Annotated in this window: 11 protein-coding genes; 5 read left to right on the plus strand and 6 right to left on the minus strand. The window is 42.9% G+C overall.

Annotated features, from left to right (window positions below; translation table 11 throughout):
* Window positions 1-22: 22 nt before the first annotated feature.
* From O3Q51_06290 to O3Q51_06300, 3 genes are read right to left on the minus strand one after another with little or no spacing between them, the layout of a single operon-like run.
* On the minus strand, window positions 23-976 hold the full coding sequence (locus O3Q51_06290; GenBank protein MCZ4408409.1) for a transketolase family protein: 954 nt from the start codon (window positions 974-976) through the stop codon (window positions 23-25).
* Complete coding sequence (locus O3Q51_06295) at window positions 976-2,340, minus strand: VWA domain-containing protein (GenBank protein MCZ4408410.1); 1,365 nt, start codon at window positions 2,338-2,340, stop codon at window positions 976-978. Before O3Q51_06295 ends, O3Q51_06290 begins: the two co-directional genes overlap by 1 nt.
* A 5-nt stretch (window positions 2,341-2,345) precedes the next feature.
* The gene (locus tag O3Q51_06300; GenBank protein ID MCZ4408411.1) at window positions 2,346-3,191 is read right to left on the minus strand and encodes a transketolase; all 846 of its coding nucleotides are present in this window, start codon (window positions 3,189-3,191) and stop codon (window positions 2,346-2,348) included.
* 203 nt (window positions 3,192-3,394) lie between these two features.
* On the opposite strand from O3Q51_06300, the gene ychF reads away from it, so the two are divergent.
* The gene (gene ychF, locus O3Q51_06305; GenBank protein MCZ4408412.1) at window positions 3,395-4,492 is read left to right on the plus strand and encodes a redox-regulated ATPase YchF; all 1,098 of its coding nucleotides are present in this window, start codon (window positions 3,395-3,397) and stop codon (window positions 4,490-4,492) included.
* A 203-nt stretch (window positions 4,493-4,695) separates the two neighbouring features.
* Here the strand turns inward: ychF and O3Q51_06310 are convergent, their stop codons facing one another.
* Window positions 4,696-4,893: a hypothetical protein gene (locus O3Q51_06310; protein ID MCZ4408413.1), complete on the minus strand. Its 198-nt coding sequence runs from the start codon at window positions 4,891-4,893 to the stop codon at window positions 4,696-4,698.
* Between O3Q51_06310 and O3Q51_06315 the strand changes: the two genes are divergently transcribed.
* A complete protein-coding gene (locus O3Q51_06315; protein MCZ4408414.1) occupies window positions 4,892-6,772 on the plus strand; it encodes a DNA topoisomerase IV subunit B in 1,881 nt (626 codons plus the stop codon). The two genes, O3Q51_06310 and O3Q51_06315, sit on opposite strands and share 2 nt — an antisense overlap.
* A 7-nt stretch (window positions 6,773-6,779) precedes the next feature.
* Complete coding sequence (locus tag O3Q51_06320; protein ID MCZ4408415.1) at window positions 6,780-9,410, plus strand: DNA gyrase/topoisomerase IV subunit A; 2,631 nt, start codon at window positions 6,780-6,782, stop codon at window positions 9,408-9,410.
* On the opposite strand, the gene O3Q51_06325 is transcribed toward O3Q51_06320, so the two are convergent.
* On the minus strand, window positions 9,407-10,279 hold the full coding sequence (locus tag O3Q51_06325) for a hypothetical protein (protein MCZ4408416.1): 873 nt from the start codon (window positions 10,277-10,279) through the stop codon (window positions 9,407-9,409). The two genes, O3Q51_06320 and O3Q51_06325, sit on opposite strands and share 4 nt — an antisense overlap.
* Window positions 10,280-10,429: 150 nt before the next feature.
* On the opposite strand from O3Q51_06325, the gene O3Q51_06330 reads away from it, so the two are divergent.
* Window positions 10,430-11,263 carry an alpha/beta hydrolase gene (locus O3Q51_06330; GenBank protein MCZ4408417.1) on the plus strand — a complete coding sequence of 278 codons (834 nt, stop codon included), beginning with the start codon at window positions 10,430-10,432 and terminating at the stop codon, window positions 11,261-11,263.
* On the opposite strand, the gene tsaD is transcribed toward O3Q51_06330, so the two are convergent.
* Window positions 11,260-12,285 (minus strand): tRNA (adenosine(37)-N6)-threonylcarbamoyltransferase complex transferase subunit TsaD, encoded by a 1,026-nt coding sequence (gene tsaD / locus O3Q51_06335; GenBank protein ID MCZ4408418.1) that lies wholly within the window; start codon window positions 12,283-12,285, stop codon window positions 11,260-11,262. The two genes, O3Q51_06330 and tsaD, sit on opposite strands and share 4 nt — an antisense overlap.
* 85 nt (window positions 12,286-12,370) lie before the next feature.
* Here tsaD and O3Q51_06340 point away from each other — a divergent pair, with 85 nt between their 5' ends.
* Window positions 12,371-16,750, plus strand: a complete 4,380-nt coding sequence (locus tag O3Q51_06340; protein ID MCZ4408419.1) for a translocation/assembly module TamB domain-containing protein — start codon at window positions 12,371-12,373, stop codon at window positions 16,748-16,750.
* The last annotated feature ends 18 nt before the right edge of the window (window positions 16,751-16,768 follow it).

The following is a 16,768-nucleotide window of genomic DNA, read 5'->3' on the forward strand; positions in this document are numbered from 1 at the left end:
CCGGTGAACGGGAGAGGAAGTGTTATTTGCGTGAGATAGCCTTCTTAGCTGCCTCAACAACATTCGGAGTATCAATGCCATATTTTGTCATGAGCTCTTCCGGTGTGCCGCTTTCGCCAAAGCTGTCATTCACAGCTACAATTTCCATTGGAGCCGGATAGTTTCTCGACAATACCGAAGCGATGCTTTCGCCTAGACCGCCAAGAACCATATGTTCCTCCGCCGAAACGACACATCCCGTTTTCTTCACCGAATTTATGACTGCCTCAACATCCAAAGGTTTAATCGTGTGGATATTTATTATTTCCGCACTTATTCCTTGTTCTGCGAGAATATGGCCTGCCTCAATGGCTTTCCATACCAAATGGCCCGTAGCAAAGATGGAAACATCCGTTCCTTCTGAAAGCATCAGTGCTTTACCAATTTGAAAATCCTGATCTACGGGTGTGAAGTTGGCCACTTTCGGTCGACCAAACCTAAGGTAAACAGGGCCTACATGATCGGCAATCGCAATCGTCGCTGCCTTCGTTTGGTTGTAGTCACAAGGATTGATTACCGTCATTCCGGGAAGCATCTTCATCATTCCCAAGTCTTCCAAGATCTGGTGTGTGGCGCCGTCTTCACCCAAAGTCAACCCCGCATGAGAAGCACAAATCTTCACGTTCTTATCTGAATAGGCGATAGATTGACGAATTTGATCGTAAACTCTCCCGGTCGAAAAATTAGCGAAGGTTCCCGTGAAGGGAATCTTGCCTCCGACAGTAAGTCCAGCTGCCACACCCATCATATTGGCTTCAGCTACACCACACTGAATAAATCTATCCGGGAATTCTTTTTTGAAATCGCCCATTTTTAATGAGCCGATCAAATCAGCACAAAGTCCAACCACATTAGGGTTTGTTCTTCCTAATTCTAAAAGCCCGGCGCCAAAGCCGCTTCTTGTATCTTGAGTGTTCTGAACGGTAAATTCTTTCATCAGAGTTTTAAATTGGTAGAAGAGCCTGACGTTATAGTAAAAGCTCTTTCTATGGTGTAAATGACTTGTTTGCTATTTTTTGACCTGTAGGTCAGTTTGTACTTCCCCGGTTGAAGTTGGAATTGCTGCTGAAGATTCGAGTTGTCGATATTAATGACCCATTCCAAATCACTTCCATTTTCCAAGGCGATGCTACCATATCCTGCAGATGCCAGTGAGAGATTCAAAACGCCTGGCTCGGCAATGGTAATGGTAGTAGTCTTATTCTGATTCACTTCAATGTTAGGAATCTTAGTTCGTGGAAGCGTCAAAATTTCCAGATCATAGAAATCGGTCAAGAGTCTTTCTTTGACATTGGTAGACATCACGTGTGCCGTTTCCGCCTTACCTTTTTTCCTTACGATAATAGGCACATCCTTGGCGAGATTTCCGCCAACCTTTATGACCAAATCGCCCTGACCGGCATCGAGAGCAATAATGTTGTGCTGACCTGCGGTGATTTTAACATGTTCCTTTGTGAGTGTAGGAATGGTGTGCGCTTCCACTCGGTAGGTAATGATAGGATCCAGACTCAGCGTGTCAGGGTTCCCCTTGTGGTTGAGGGTGTGTACAAATCCATATGCCAGCTCTTCAGTGTTCTCGTCGAAGAGATTTACCGTTACATTCGACTCAGAAGGCTTTCCAAAATCGTCGATTAGATTAACTTGTGCAGTAGTGTTATTCAGGGCTTGTGTAACTACGATGTCCAGAATATTTTCAAAAGTCTCTTCGTTGGTAGCATCGTAGTAATTCCCCACACAGTTAAAGGTGTCTTTGAATTCATCTTCCAAGCCAACTCCGATCACGAACGGCTTTAGGATCACCCCTCGCCGTTGCAACGCTCTGGAAATGGCACAAGGATCTCCATCACAAGCTTCAATACCATCGGTGATGAGAATGATAATGTTTCTACAATCCGGGCACTCTGGAAAATCTCCTGCGGCTTTTTCCAGCGATCGCGCAATAGGTGTGGTACCCTTACAACTAATTCGGTCCAAGGTCTTCTCGATCAGAAGACCATTATTCGGTCTGAACGACACTTCAAGTTTGGTATCCTCACAATCTTGCTTGCCCGGAGCAATGGCTACTTGATGCCCATATACGCGAAGTCCCATTTCCACATTTGGATTGCCATCCAATTCGCGAACGGATTCAGACAATAGTCTTCTTGCTACGGTTATTTTACGATCGCTTTGCCAAGTTGCATTCATGCTGTTGCTCGCGTCAAAGACAAAGAGCAATCGCGTCAGCTGTTCACCTTGAGCATATGACTCAAAAGAAAAGCTGAGTAATAGAATCGCTATGGCAAATAAAATACGCTTCATTAAATTTAGTAGTCTCCCATAGTTTCGGGAAGTTGGGAAAGGGCGTCTTTCAGCTGCTCATCATTGGGAGCAACACCGTGCCACTTATGCGTTCCCATCATAAAGTCAACACCAGCACCCATTTCGGTTTTCATGATAATCATCACGGGCTTTCCTTTTCCCGTTCTGGCCTTGGCTTCCTTGAGCTTTGAGATGACTTCCTCCATATGGTTGCCGTTCATTTCAAGCACGTCCCATCCAAAAGCGGACCATTTTGCATTTAGGTCGCCCAGACTGAGTACATCAGAAACGTCACCGTCTATTTGTCTATTGTTGAAATCAATAGTTGAAATGATATTGTCCACCTTATTGTGGGCGCCAAACATAGCCGCTTCCCAAATCTGACCTTCTTGCAATTCGCCATCACCGTGAAGGCTGTAAACAATTCTGTCATCTCCGTTTAATTTCTTTGCCATCGCAGCACCTAAGGCTACAGAAAGTCCTTGCCCTAGTGAGCCGGAAGCCACCCGAACACCAGGTAAACCTTCGTGAGTAGTTGGGTGGCCCTGAAGGCGAGTATTGAGTTTTCTAAACGTGTTGAGCTCGTCTACTTCGAAAAAGCCGTTTCGCGCTAGGACGCTGTACCATACAGGTGATATGTGTCCATTGGAGAGAAAGAAAAGGTCCTCACCTTTTCCGTCCATGCTAAAGTTATTGGGGTCATATTTCATGATTTCGCCGTAGAGAGCCACGAAATAGTCGGTACAACCAAGGCTTCCACCAGGATGCCCTGAGTTTACGGCGTGTACCATACGAACGATGTCCCGTCGCACTTGGTTGGCGAGGGATTTAAGGTTTTCAATATTGCTCATGGAAAGAGATTAACAGTGCGCTTTGGCTGCAAAAGTAGAATAAAGACTAAATTTTGAGGGAGTGATTTGCGCTTACTTATTAAGAATTTCCCTGCATTTTCCACACTTGTAAAACTTACGCGAAGGTCGATCCTGATTTTAGAGAAAGGATAACGCATTTAATACAGTCAAAAACACCTACTTTTGCGCCCAAATTTCTTTTTATGGCTCTTAAGTGCGGAATCGTTGGATTACCCAATGTTGGAAAATCGACTCTCTTTAACTGTTTGTCCAATGCGAAAGCTCAGTCGGCAAACTTTCCTTTTTGTACCATTGAGCCAAATGTGGGAACAATAACTGTTCCTGATGAGCGCCTGAATAAACTCAGCGAGTTGGTTAACCCTGAGAGAATTGTTCCAACAACGATTGAAATTGTTGATATCGCGGGTCTGGTAAAAGGAGCCAGCAAAGGTGAAGGTCTCGGAAACAAATTCTTAGGAAATATTCGAGAGACTGATGCAATAATCCACGTTTTGCGATGCTTTGACGATGATAACGTCACCCATGTGGATGGTTCTGTTAATCCGGTCCGTGATAAAGAAATCATCGATATTGAATTACAGCTAAAAGATCTTGAGACTGTGCAGAAAAGAGCGGAAGCATCAGCCAGAGCTGCAAAGGCAGGAGATAAGGTCGCTCAAAAGCAATTAGCCCTTTTGGAACGTTATTCTCAGGCATTGGAGGCGGGTAAATCTGCCAGAACAGTGGAGGTTGATGATACAGACTTACCGTTTTCAAAAGAGTTACAATTACTGACGAATAAGCCAATTCTATACGTCTGCAATGTAGATGAGGGGTCAGTAGCCGACGGAAATCAGTATGTGGATCAGGTGCGTGAAGCTGTAAAGGATGAGAATGCCGAGATCCTTATCATCGGAGCGGCAATCGAAGCAGACATTGCTGAATTGGAGACTTATGAGGAACGTCAGGAGTTTCTATCCGATCTCGGATTGGATCAACCCGGTGTGAGTAAGCTTATCAAAGCCGCATACCACTTACTCAATTTAAGAACCTATTTTACAGCAGGAGTTAAAGAAGTGAGAGCTTGGACTATTAATAATGGATTTACGGCTCCGCAGGCTGCTGGTGTAATCCACAGCGATTTCGAAAAAGGTTTTATCCGTGCGGAGGTGATCAAGTACAATGATTACATCTCCCTAGGTTCGGAGCCCGCGGTTAAAGAGGCAGGGAAGCTCGGAGTCGAGGGAAAAGAATACGTTGTGGAAGATGGCGACATTATGCACTTCCGTTTCAACGTATAAGAAGAGAACTCAAACACTAGAGCCTTATTTTGAGATTTGCTATCTGTGCACTGAGTACACAGAGGCGTGCAAGCACGCTTATGAGCTGGACGAAGCTATTTAGTTTTGCTTCTCCTTCAATCGCGACTGCGATTCTCTCAGACCTCATGATTTTTTAACTTTCTACTTCAACATTTTTCAATTTCCTCCACGCTATTACCGCGCTAACCAATTCCACCTTTTCTATCCTTCACCGCCATTAGTACGTGCACATCCGACGTATTAGGACTGTTTTCCGCTCTTTCGTGGATAAGTAGCCGCGATTGTTGATAAAACTCGCTCAGAGCTACCTCCAAACGCGGTATTTTAGAAGGTCGAAATTCTCTCCCTTTTTCTGATTTAAAATCTTGATCGAATTGCATGGCGGAAACCACTGATTATACTGAAGATGATATTAAATCCCTGGACTGGAAGGAGCACATTCGCCTCAGGCCCGGAATGTACATTGGTAAGCTCGGAAACGGGAGTGCATACGATGACGGGATATACATTCTGATCAAGGAAGTTCTGGACAACTCCATCGACGAATTCGTTATGGGGAATGGAAAGAAAATCGATATCACGGTAAAAGACGGCCATGTATTGGTGCGTGACTACGGCCGAGGTATTCCCCTGGGCAAGTTGGTAGATGTAGTTAGTAAAATCAATACCGGAGCCAAATACGACAGCAAAGCATTTAAGAAATCTGTAGGTCTGAACGGTGTAGGAACCAAAGCAGTTAATGCTTTATCTGACTACTTCGAGATTGACTCGTTCCGAGAAGGAGAAGGGAAAAAAGCCATTTTTGAAAGGGGAGTACTTATTTCAGAAGAAAGCTTCAAAGCGCCCGATGAGAGAAACGGAACTCGAGTTTACTTTCGTCCGGATGCTGAAGTATTTAAGAGTTACAAGTTCAAGTCTGAATATATTGAAAGGCTACTTTGGAACTACTGCTACCTTAATACGGGGCTTAGCATTTGGTTCAATGGAACTAGATTTCATTCAAAGAATGGGCTGAAAGACCTTCTGGAAGAGAAGTCGTCTGACGAGCCTTTGTACCCGATAGTGCACCTCAAAGGCGATGATATCGAGGTGGCATTTACACACTCCGGGTCTTATGGAGAGGAGTATTACAGTTTTGTGAATGGTCAGCACACCACACAAGGAGGTACCCATCAGGGAGCGTTTCGTGAAGCATTCGCCAGAGTGATCAAGGATTTCTATGGTAAGAATTACGAGCCTACCGACATTCGTTCTAGTGTTTCGGCTGCTATAGCCGTAAAAGTGATTGAGCCTGTTTTTGAGTCTCAGACCAAAACCAAACTCGGTTCTCACGAAATAGAGCCCGGAGGTAAGAGCATGCGCGCCTTTATCGGTGACTTCTTGAAGGAGAAGCTCGACAATTTCTTGCATAAGAATCCTGATGTGGCTGAGATCATCGAAAAGAAGATAAAAGCAAACGAGAAGGAAAGAAAAGACTTAGCGGGAATTAGAAAGCTTGCCAAGGAGCGCGCTAAGAAGGCCAATCTTCACAACAAGAAGTTACGCGATTGCCGCCAACATTACAATGATGCGAAAAGCGGTGAGAAAGGAAAAGAAACGATGCTCTTCATCACAGAGGGAGATTCGGCATCAGGTTCCATTACCAAGTCGCGAGATGTCAATACTCAAGCGGTTTTTTCCTTAAAGGGAAAGCCGTTAAACAGCTATGGACTAACGAAAAAGATCGTTTACGAAAACGAAGAGTTTAACTTGGTTCAAGCAGCTTTGAATATCGAAGATGGTTTAGAAGGATTACGGTACAACAAAATCGTGATAGCCACGGATGCTGATGTTGATGGCATGCACATACGACTATTGCTGATGACATTCTTCCTGCAGTTTTTCCCTGACCTGGTGAAGAATAACCACCTTTACATTTTGCAAACGCCGCTGTTTCGCGTGAGAAACAAGAAAGAAACGATTTATTGCTATTCAGAAGTTGAGAGGGTAAATGCAATTGAGCATATCGGGAAATCTGCTGAGATAACCCGATTTAAAGGGCTAGGTGAGATTTCTCCGGATGAGTTTAAAAATTTCATTGGAGACGATATCCGGTTAGAGCCTGTAGTTCTCAATAAAGATTCTCAGTTGGCTGAGCTATTGAGATTCTATATGGGAAAGAATACCCAGGAAAGGCAAGAATTTATTATCGAAAATCTACGTGTGGAGAAGGATTCAGTTGAAGAAGTAGAGGAATTAATTGAAGAAGTAAATGCTTAAGCACTAAATGGCTGAAGAAGAAAAAGAAGATTTAAACGGACAAGAACCTGAGGGCTTTTTGGACGCTCGTACTGACGAGGAGGTAATACAGGTAAAAGGGCTGTATAAAAACTGGTTTCTGGATTACGCATCTTATGTTATTCTAGAAAGAGCTGTACCTGCCGTAAACGATGGCTTGAAGCCTGTTCAGCGCCGTATCCTTCATGCCATGAAGGATTTGGATGATGGGCGCTACAACAAGGTAGCCAACATCATCGGTCATACAATGAAATATCACCCTCACGGTGATGCCTCCATCGGAGACGCTCTGGTTCAACTAGGACAAAAAGATCTGCTGATCGATACCCAGGGAAACTGGGGAAATACTTTAACGGGTGATGGTTCGGCTGCACCGCGGTACATCGAAGCACGCCTATCCAAGTTTGCGCTGGAAGTGGTCTTCAACCATAAGACCACTAAGTGGGGCTTGTCTTATGATGGTCGAAACAAAGAGCCTTTTTTCCTCCCTGTAAAGTTTCCGTTGCTACTCGCTCAAGGTGCTGAGGGCATTGCTGTGGGGCTTGCGTGTAAGATTCTTCCGCACAACTTCAATGAGCTCATTGATGCAAGTATTGGCATCCTCAGGGGAAAGAAGCCCAATATCCTGCCTGATTTTCCAAATGGCGGAATGGCTGATTTCACCAATTACAATGATGGTCTTCGAGGTGGCAAAGTTCGAATTCGAGCTAAAATGCGTCAGCAAGACAAGAAGACCTTAATCATCGACGAGATTCCCCATGGAACAACGACGGGCTCGTTGATCGAAAGTATCATCAAAGCCAATGACAAAGGGAAGATTAAGATCAAGAAGATCGAGGACAATACTTCTGACAAAGCCGAAATCATAGTTCACCTTCCGCCGAATATCTCACCTGACAAAACCATGGATGCGCTTTATGCTTTCACGGATTGTGAAGTGAGTATTTCTCCTAACTCCTGTGTTATCGAAAACGAGAAGCCTCGATTTGTCGGGGTAAACGAAATTCTCAAAATCAATACCGAACAAACAGTTGAATTGCTCAAGCAAGAGCTGGATATACGCAAAAGCGAACTTGAGGAACAATGGCATTTTTCATCGCTCGAGAAAATTTTCATCGAAAACCGAATATACCGTGATATAGAGGAAGCTGAGACTTGGGAAGAAGTGATTGGCAATATTGATGAAGGTTTAAAGCCACATATCAAACATCTTAAAAGAGCTGTAACTGAAGATGATATTGTTCGCCTTACTGAAATCAGAATCAAGCGTATTTCCAAATTTGATAAATTCAAGGCCGACGAAAAAATCGCTGGATTGGAAGCTGAACTTGAGGAGGTTCAGAATTACCTTGATAACTTGGTCGACTATGCCATCGACTATTACAAAAAACTCAAAAAGAAGTACGGAGAAGGTCGAGACCGAAAAACAGAGATTAAAATTTTCGACAGCATTGAAGCCGCTAAAGTAGTCGTGGCCAATAAGAAGCTGTACGTTAATCGTGAAGAAGGCTTTATCGGATACGGATTGCGTAAAGATGAGTTTGTCTGCGACTGTTCTGACATTGACGATATCATCGTTTTCCGCAATGACGGCACCATGATGGTGACAAAAGTGGACACGAAGAAATTTGTGGGAAAGGATATTGTGCATGTAGGTGTCTGGAAAAAAGGGGACAAACGCACCATTTACAATATGGTCTACCAAGACGGACCAAAAGGTGCTGCCTATGTAAAGCGGTTTCCTGTAAACAGCATTACGCGTGATAAAGAATACGACCTCACTGCAGGTAATAAAGGATCGAAGCTTCTCTATTTTACAGCAAACCCAAATGGTGAAGCAGAGGTCGTGCAAGTTCTTTTGCGCCCGAAGGCCAATTTGCGAAAGGCAAAATTTGATTACGACTTTGCCGATTTAGCGATAAAAGGTCGAGGTGCAAAGGGGAATACACTTTCGAAGCATCTGATCAGAAAGGTAGAAATGAAGGAAGAGGGAGCAAGTACCTTGGCTCCACGAAAAATTTGGTTTGATGATGTCGTCCAGCGTCTTAATCCCGACGGCAGAGGAACATTCTTAGGTTCGTTTAAAGGAGACAATAAAATACTATCGGTTTATCAAGGCGGTTACTACCGAATCAGCGGATATGATCTCAGCACCCGTTTTGACGAAGACTTGATTCTGATTGAAAAATTTGATCCTGAAATGGTTGTTACAGCCGTTTATTGGGAGGGAGAGAAGGAGCAGTATAATGTAAAGCGCTTCAACCCCGAGCTTTCGCAGAAGCCTGTTGAGTTTATTACTGAACACGAAAATTCAAGGTTGGAGTTTGCGACTACTCATCCGGCGCCCATTGCGAAAATTCAATTTGATAAACGAAGTGCAGACCTCGAAGATGAGGAAGTTGAGCTAGCCGAATTCATTTCGGTAAAAGGTATTTCAGCAATGGGAAATCGACTTACACCGAATAAGGTGAAAGCGATTGACAGGATTGAACCTGAAATGCCTACAGAAGAACCTGATATTGAAGAAAACAAAGAAGGATTGAAATCCGATCAAGCCTCTGAAAACACAGAATCAGAAAATTCAGACGATTCGAGTGGAGGACAGGCTACGCTATTTTAGTCTTCTAGCATTTCAGGGCAATGGACAGCGACAAGAGCAGCCAGGGCACTTTCGCTTGCTTGATCATAGCCTAGGTTAATTGCTTTGTCAAAGCACTTACAAGCTTTACTCGTTTCTTCTTCCATAGCGAGAAGAATTTCACCTTTACACTTGTACGCCAGAGGGTTAGTTCTATCACTTCGAATGGACTGGTTTATGTCCTCAAGAGCTCTGTCTGTCTCTCCTAGTTGAAAATATGCTAATGCCCTATTGCTCCTTGCGAGGGGCTCGGCCGGATCAAAAGTCAGTGCCATATTGCAATATTCAACAGATTGACGATAGTACTCGAGGTTATTATAGGTATAAGCTAGATTGATTAAAACCTCCAAATCTCTTGAATCATTAGTCAGAGCTTTCAATAAAAGAACTTCGGCCTGTTTAAAATCTCCTTGTCCCATTGCAATGAGAGCTGCTTTCTTAAATCCTCTATTGTTTGTGGTGTCCAGTTGGAGACTTTCAGAAAAGTATTCAAAGGCTTTGACCTCTTGATGTTTACTCAAAAAGACTTCACCTAATAAAGAACCTGCGCGTGCTTGTTCGTATTGACTTTCTGCCAAAATGTAGGCGATGTGTGCAACCATTAAGGCAGAATCCAATTCTTCATTGTACATGTGGCAAAGGCTCTTTCCAATCCAAGGTTCTACATTCATCGAATCAATACTCATGGCCACCTTAAAGTCTTGATATGCTTTTTTGTTTTTCTCTAAACCTAGGTAGACATGTCCTCTCTCCACATAATATTCGCACTGATCGGGTGCAAGCTCTATGGCTTTATTCATCATTTTTATGGCGCCCTGATAGTCAAGTTGTTGCTTCGATAACTTCGCCATCTGGTGAAAATCGTAATGTGTTTGACTCTGGCTTTGAGTATAGATCAGCAGAAAGAGAACTAGAAAAATCGAGCGGGGTGAGAACATTTGGGTGACTTATTTTATTTTATTGAGGCAATTTTTACGAAATTCAAGAGCTAATCATGGCTAATGAAGTTTAAATCACTCTTCGTCGGCGCCTCAGGAAGGCGGTCAACTTTTGATATGACTTATTCTCCTATACGGAAAAATCAAGATTTAGTTATCTTCTGCCATGGTTATAAGGGGTTTAAGGACTGGGGGCCTTGGAATTTGGTCGCACAGCAATTTGCTTCATCAGGCTATGATTTTCTAAAATTCAATTTTTCGCACAATGGCGGAACCGTTGAAGATTCGATTGATTTCCCCGATACTGAAGCGTTCGCAAAAAACACTTATTCTAAAGAATTGGAAGACATCGGATACATCCTTAATAGAGTTGAAGGAGGTTTTCAAGTAAATGGTGAGTTGAGAAAATATGATCAAATTCATTTAATCGGCCATAGTAGAGGAGGAGGTATGGCAATTCTGGCAGCCACTAAGTATGTTCAAATTGACAAACTCATAACTTGGGCAGCAGTTTCGGACTTTAGCAAACGCTTTAATTTCAACTTGGATAAGTGGAAATCTGACGGAGTTGCACATGTAAAGAATAGTCGCACAGGACAAATGCTTCCTCATAACTTCTCTTTTTATACCGATTTTATTGAACATCGGAATGAATTGGATATTCCCGTTGCAGCAAAAAAGGTCAAGATTCCTTGGCTTATTGCACATGGTCAAAGTGACGAAGCTGTTTGTTTATCAAATGCAGACTATCTCAAGTCTTTGAATCAGGACGCAAAATTTCTGATTATCCAGAAAGCCGGTCACACATTCGGGGGGACCCATCCATGGAAAGAAGAAACGCTTCCTACAAAATTGAAGGCATTAGCAGATCACACGATTGATTTTATTGCAGGTTAATCCATTTTCCAGCGAGCTGTTGCAGCTACATCCATCTGGCCGGTCTCACCGGCAATTAGTTTATAATACCCTGCAATTGCGATCATAGCGCCATTGTCAGTGCAGTATTCCATCTTCGGAACATAAGTGGTCCAACCTAATTCTACAGCTTTCTCTTCAAGAGCTTTTCTCAATCCTCGGTTTGCCGATACGCCTCCGGCAAGCGCAATGTGTTTAAGACCTTGTTCTCGCGCTACTTCTACCAGCTCTTTCATCAGGATTTCGACGATGGTATACCTAACGGAAGCGCACAAATCTTCCAGATTCATTTTTACGAAATCAGGGTCCCGTCGTCTGTTTTTTTCGAGATAGTTGAGGATATTTGTTTTCAATCCGCTGAAACTGAAATTGTGACCGTTAACCTTGGGCCACGAAAATATATGGGACAGCGGATCGCCCTTCTCTGCTAACTGATCAACCTCAGGCCCTCCCGGATATGGCAAGCCCATCATTTTTGCGGCTTTGTCAAATGCTTCTCCCGCTGCGTCATCCATAGTCTCTCCCAAAATGATGAATGAATCGGCGTTTTGTACTTTGATCAGCTGAGTATGTCCACCACTTACAGTAAGGCATAAAAATGGAAAAGGTGGAGTAGCACTTCCGTCATTGATGAAGTGCGCTAAAACATGGGCCTTCATATGATGTATCGGTAGCGCGGGAATACCCAATGACTGAGCCATGCTCTTGGCAAATGAGCTGCCGACTAAAAGTGATCCTAGCAAACCCGGACCTCTTGTGTACGCAATGGCTGACAGCTCTTTAGCGTGAATACCTGCCTCTTTCAAAGCAGCGTCGACAACTGGAATAATACTCTTTTGATGAGCCCGAGATGCGAGTTCGGGAACTACGCCTCCATATGCTTCGTGAATGGTTTGGGTGGCAACAACGTTGGCAAGAATTCTGTCATTCTTGATCACCGAAGCGGAAGTATCGTCGCAAGAAGATTCGATTCCCAATACAATAAAAGGCTCTCTCTCGTTCAAAGGTGGTTGCGTTGTGTTAATTTCGCAAAACTACAAGGTTACGACAATTAAGAAACTCAAAAAAATAGCGATCGCATTAGGGATCATGATTCTCTTGGTCACGCTTTTTTTGGCACTAGCCCTGAAGTCGAGCTTTGTTCAAACGAGACTCGCACGGGGAGCAGCTATTTATCTTTCGGGGCAACTCAATGCCGAGGTTCAAGTAGAGAAATTGGATTTCAGGCCATTCAACGGTTTTACGTTAAAGGGCTTCCTGGTCAAGGACCAAAGATCAGACACCTTGCTCTTTGCGGAAACGCTTGAAACAGAAATTGAAAAACTGGATTTCAAAAAAGGAGTTTTTTCGTTCGAGGAACTGAATCTTACGAATGCCAAATTTTTCCTTTACCGTATTGATTCCGCAGGTACTACAAATTTGGATTTTCTAACGGATTACTTCCGAACTGAAGAACCGACAAAGGACAAGAGCGGATCAGTTTCTCTCTTTGCCGAATCGCTGAATATAAAAGGCTCCCAATTCGTTTATGAAAATCTCTTCGGGCAGAACGCCGAGAACGGCATTGACTTCAACAACCTGAAAATAGTTTCAATTAATGCTCAATTCAGTGCTTTCAGAGCAGAAGGAGATTCGTTGAAAGTAGATATAAATCAACTGATTTTCGAAGAGCAATCAGGTTTTGGCGTCAAAGACTTTCAATCAAATCTGAAAATAGACTCTACAGGGATCTATGCCCATCAATTGTCATTGAAAACAGCCAATAGCAATATTCAAGGTAGAATAGGCCTTCTTCACGATTCCCTTCCTGACTATTCTGAGTTTATGACTTCCATTGAATGGGATGCTGAATTTTCTGCAAGTCAGGTCGATCTGCAGGATATAGGATACTTCACCAGTGGTTTATATGGTGTTGATGTGGATTTGATTGTTCATGGATTGATCAATGGGCCCATATCCAACCTCAATGGACGGCGCATGCTTATCCTTGCAGGTGATCGAACAGTGTTGCGCGGAGATATCGATCTAACGGGCTTACCCGATTTTGAAAATACCTTCATTGATTTCAGAATCGGAGAGCTCAGAACAGATTATCAAGATCTTCTCAATATTGGGAGGGCTCTACCCATAGAGGAGTCATTGGCAGAGGTGTTGCCCATCGAAGTTGATCGAGCCGGAGATCTTATGTACAATGGTTTTTTTACCGGATTCCCTCAGGATTTTGTGACATTCGGAACCCTTCAAACCGAAGCGGGCTCTTTTGGACTTGACCTTAACTTGGAGCGTGATACGATTAAGGATGGGCTAAAATATGTAGGGGCGCTACAAGCGAATGCTGTTAATGCAGGCTTTTTATTTGATGTGGACAGCCTTGGGTTGGTATCAGGTGACTTCACTGTGAAGGCCTTTTCGCAAGAGACATTTGAATTTGCAGATATCCAAGGAACCATTACTGAGTTTGGCTATCGAGATTACAACTATCAGGACATTACATTGGATGGTAAATTATCGAAACAGCGGTTTTCAGGTTCGATCAGATCTGATGACCCGAATGTAGCGTTGAACTTCAAAGGCCTGGTAGATCTTTCTCAAGCTGTTCCATACTATGACTTTGATGCTGAGATTTTCAATCTAAATCTCACGGCCCTAAATATGGTCAATTTAAAACAAGAGTTGAGTGTCATGACCAATCTATCTCTTGATGGTCGTGGAAGTAGCATAGATAATGCTGCGGGGAAACTCGTAGCCACCCAAAGTCTTCTTTGCTATGGAGATAGTTCTGTAGCAATGAATGATCTGGTATTTACCATATATGGAGATTCGATAAACCGAAAAGTGAGTTTCGATAGTGACATAGTTGATATATCCATCACAGGAGTTTTCAATCCATTAGAACTTCCTGATGCCTTTAGAAACCTTGTTGCCGAGGTGATGCCCTCTTTAGCAGAGCCAGTCCTTCTAGACGCAAAAGAAGTCTTTCAGTTTAGTATCAATTATTCTACTGATAATGCTATTACATCTTTGCTGATTCCGGGCTTGAAAATCGATGCAAACACCTCGCTTTACGGAAGTTTCGATTCGGAGCAGAGAAAGCTTGAGCTATCCTTTTTAAGTCCGGGAGTTGACTACGGCAAGTTTTCGGTTGAAAACATTTCAGCTGATATGGGCAAGAATGGTGAAATCTTTAAGGGCAGAATATTCGCCAATAATTTTTTCATAGACAGTCTCAACTTTGGAAATCCCGATGTAGACATAGAAGCCTACAATGATTTTATAGAACTTAAAACAGGCTGGTTTGCGGCGACTGGAAATAACTCTGCAGAGCTCGAATTGCATGCGGACTTCTTCAGTAAGGACCACTTTATAGTGGAGCTTGAACCCGGATATTTCAACATCAGAGATTTGAGATGGGATATTGATGAAAGAGCCATTTTTGAGAAAGATAGTACATCCATGATTTTCGATTCCTTTTTAATTCATTCAGGAGAGCAAACGGTAATCTTGGACGGAAAAATAGGCCTGAGTCGATTAGACACCATCCATTTTAATATTGAAAACTTCGATTTGGCTTCTCTGGATTCGATGGGCCTCGGAATGCAGAAGGACATAGCGGGACTTGTTAATCTTAAAGGAGCTGTATCAAATTTCTACGAGTCAACTGCTATTGAAGCAGAGGGTGATGTTGAAAATTTTGTGTTTGGAAAACGGAGTATTGGCAATTTAATCTTCTCGAGCGCGTATCAAGGTGATTCGGAAGATTTGAAAATTAACGCTACTCTGGTTAACGAGGGTAGAAAGCTCGTAACTTTCGATGGAGTGTACAACACAAAAGGAGACGACGAGATGCATGGTGACTTAATTCTCGATGATTTTAACTTAGATATTTTGAATGAGCTTGGAATACCCCAAGTCTCAGATTTTTCAGGTAGAGCTGATGGACAGATTCAAGTTGAGGGTGTACTCGCAAAACCTCAACTAAAGGGCCATATTGATTTTGATAAGGCCCTGTTCAAGATCGATTACCTCAATACGTATTTTGTCTTTGATGATCGCGTCAGGGTTGAACCTGATTTCTTTGGTATAGATTATAAGCCGCTTCTTGATTCAAAGGGAAACAAAGGTTTTGTGGTAGCTTCTGCCTTTCACGAGGACTTCGCAAATTGGTCATATGATATCAGTGCTGATGTCAATAATTTCTACATTCTGAATACTACACGAGAAGAAAATAAACTCTATTTCGGTCAAGCTTTTGCTACAGGTTCCGTGCAGCTGGGTGGATATGAGGGTAAGCTGGAAGTCAATATCGATGCTACAACCGAAAAAGGTACAACGATCAATTTACCACTGGATGAAAATGAAGAAGTTGCCCTCGAGAATTTTGTGCACTTTGTAAATGAAGACAGAGAACTTGATACCGAGCGTGAAGTTGACCTTTCGGGTGTGAGTATGCGCTTGAATGTAGATGCCACTCCTGACGCTTTATTCCGAATCATATTTGACGAGAAGTCAGGAGATATCCTCCAAGGAAGGGGTGCTGGAAAAATTTCTCTGGAAACCACAGAGTCAGGCGAGTTCAATATGTTCGGGCGGTACGAGATTTTCAATGGAGATTACAATTTCACACTTAAAAGCCTGATTAGTAAAAGATTTAATTTGAGAGCTGGTGGAACTATCGGTTGGTATGGTGATCCTTATAATGCCGATTTGGATTTGTCGGCAGTGTACGCCATTCGAACTCCTCTTCAACCCATTATGATTGAAGATCAAAACATTTATCGTTCTCGAGAACTGGTAAATGTTTCGATGGCTCTTACAGGTAAGCTTCTTACGCCTTCCATCGGTTTTGAAATAGAATTACCTCAAGCAACTGAGAATGAGCGGACGCAGTTGGCAAGTGCTGTGAGTACCGTTAACCAGTTGAATCAGCAAGTATTCTCGCTTTTGATTCTAAACAAGTTTATCCCCATAGCAGCTCAAGATCAGGCAGGAACAGGAGTTGTTTCAGGTGTAGCTGCTTTTACCAATACAAGTACATCTGAATTTATCAGCAATCAATTGAGCGGATGGCTGAGCGAGATTAGCAACGAATTTGATATAGGATTGAACTATCGTTCAGGCGATGTTATTACCAATCAAGAAATTGCCGTGGCCTTGAGCACTCAACTTTTTGATGAACGACTTTTGGTCAGCGGGAGTTTTGGCGTTACCCAAGCCACCGACGCTCAAATATCCCAAGGTCAAAGCGGAATACTAGGAGACTTCCTGCTTGAATACATGCTAACAAAGGATGGAAAAATCAGACTAAAAGTATTCAACGAAACCAATCCGTACGAAGTCTTCTCAACTTCTACCTCTATGTACACCCAAGGAGTCGGTTTAATTTATCAAGAAGACTTTGATACCATTGATGAATTCTTCCGAAAAGTAGGGGAGTTGTTCAAAGACGATAAAGCTGAGGAGGTTCCTTAAATCATTTGATAAATCTAA

The sequence above is a fragment of the Cryomorphaceae bacterium 1068 genome, from assembly GCA_027214385.1.
In the GTDB taxonomy this organism is placed as follows: domain Bacteria; phylum Bacteroidota; class Bacteroidia; order Flavobacteriales_D; family Cryomorphaceae; genus JAKVAV01.

Bases quoted from the DNA above. Each gene is read 5' to 3' on its own strand.
- O3Q51_06290 (MCZ4408409.1), bottom strand. From the start codon at position 976: ATGAAAGAATTTACCGTTCAGAACACTCAAGATACAAGAAGCGGCTTT.
- O3Q51_06295 (MCZ4408410.1), bottom strand. From the start codon at position 2,340: ATGAAGCGTATTTTATTTGCCATAGCGATTCTATTACTCAGCTTTTCT.
- O3Q51_06300 (MCZ4408411.1), bottom strand. From the start codon at position 3,191: ATGAGCAATATTGAAAACCTTAAATCCCTCGCCAACCAAGTGCGACGG.
- ychF (MCZ4408412.1), top strand. From the start codon at position 3,395: ATGGCTCTTAAGTGCGGAATCGTTGGATTACCCAATGTTGGAAAATCG.
- O3Q51_06315 (MCZ4408414.1), top strand. From the start codon at position 4,892: ATGGCGGAAACCACTGATTATACTGAAGATGATATTAAATCCCTGGAC.
- O3Q51_06310 (MCZ4408413.1), bottom strand. From the start codon at position 4,893: ATGCAATTCGATCAAGATTTTAAATCAGAAAAAGGGAGAGAATTTCGA.
- O3Q51_06320 (MCZ4408415.1), top strand. From the start codon at position 6,780: ATGGCTGAAGAAGAAAAAGAAGATTTAAACGGACAAGAACCTGAGGGC.
- O3Q51_06325 (MCZ4408416.1), bottom strand. From the start codon at position 10,279: ATGGCGAAGTTATCGAAGCAACAACTTGACTATCAGGGCGCCATAAAA.
- O3Q51_06330 (MCZ4408417.1), top strand. From the start codon at position 10,430: ATGAAGTTTAAATCACTCTTCGTCGGCGCCTCAGGAAGGCGGTCAACT.
- O3Q51_06340 (MCZ4408419.1), top strand. From the start codon at position 12,371: ATGATTCTCTTGGTCACGCTTTTTTTGGCACTAGCCCTGAAGTCGAGC.